Source organism: Pseudomonas sp. K5002, from assembly GCF_013386655.1.
Taxonomy (GTDB): Bacteria; Pseudomonadota; Gammaproteobacteria; order Pseudomonadales; family Pseudomonadaceae; genus Aquipseudomonas.
The window spans coordinates 1-1,100 of record NZ_JACARK010001474.1 but is presented as its reverse complement, the minus strand read 5'-3'; the positions used below and the strand labels follow the sequence as shown (position 1 = coordinate 1,100).

Sequence of the window (1,100 nt, the reverse complement as noted above, 5' to 3'; positions counted from 1 at the left end):
TGGCGCCGTCGCCGCCGCGGGTCAGGAACACCAGCTGGCAACGGTGCTGCAACCAGCCCTGCAGGACGCTTTCCGGTGTTTGGCCGGGGTAGAGCAGGTGCAGGTCTTCGTCACTGACCTTGATCAGGTCGGCATGCTTGACCAGCTCGGCCACGCGGGCGCGCCACAGCTCGATGTTCGGCTCCGGGTTCAGGCGTACGTTGGGGTCGAGGCTGATCAGGCGCTTGCCGCTTTCCCGGCGTACCAGGGCCAGCAACGTGTCGGCAATCGGCTGCACCACCAGTGAGAACGAGCCGATGTGTACGCCACGCACTTCGTCGCCCAACGCCGGTAGATGCTCAAGTTGCAACTGGCGGTCGGCGCAGCCTTCACCGCGAAAGCTGTATTGCGGTGAGCCATTGGCGCCCACTGCGACCATTGCCAGGGTGGTGGGCGCTGAGAATTCCACGAGGTAATCCTCGCCCACGCCTTCGTCCTTGAGCACCTGCAACAGGCGTCGGCCCAGGTAGTCGTCGGAGATCCCGGCGAAAAAGCCCGCGTCGATTCCCAGTCGACGCAAGCCTACCGCGACGTTGAACGGCGAGCCGCCGGCAATCGCCTTGTAATTGACCCTGGATGCCTTGCCGCTGGCATCGTCCTCGCTGAAAAAATCAAACAGCGCTTCGCCACATACCAAATACATATTCGTTCGCTCTTAAAGGGATGCCACGTGCTGTTGATAACGCTCATAAGCCTGCTGGTAGGCGCTCACGCTGCCGGCATCCGGCAGTGTGCGGCTGGCTGCGTCGACGCTCACGCAGCGCTGGCACAACTGCGCCAGGCTTTCACCGGACTGGCACCACGCGGCCTGGATTGCCGCGCCCAGGGCTGCGGCTTCGCTTTGTTCGGTGCAGACCACTTCGGTGTTCATGATATCCGCGACCATCTGCCGCCACACCGGGCTTTTCGAGCCGCCACCGATCAGGCGGATGCTCTGGCTCTGCAAGCCGGTCTGACGCAGCAGGTCCAGGCCATAGCGCAAGCCGAAGGTAGTGCCTTCGACCACGGCGCGGCACAGGTTGGCGCGGGTCAGATTGGTCATCGTCAGGCCGTGCAGGCTG

General features: G+C 63.5%; 2 protein-coding genes. Both read right to left on the bottom strand.

Features of this window, described 5'->3' with window-relative positions:
* Positions 1 to 682 (bottom strand): carbohydrate kinase (locus tag HX846_RS37280; RefSeq protein ID WP_178967472.1); only part of this gene is annotated, 682 nt, incomplete at its 3' end.
* A 12-nt stretch (positions 683 to 694) separates the two neighbouring features.
* On the bottom strand, positions 695 to 1,100 hold a 406-nt coding region (locus tag HX846_RS37275), incomplete at its 5' end, for an FGGY-family carbohydrate kinase (RefSeq protein WP_256740467.1).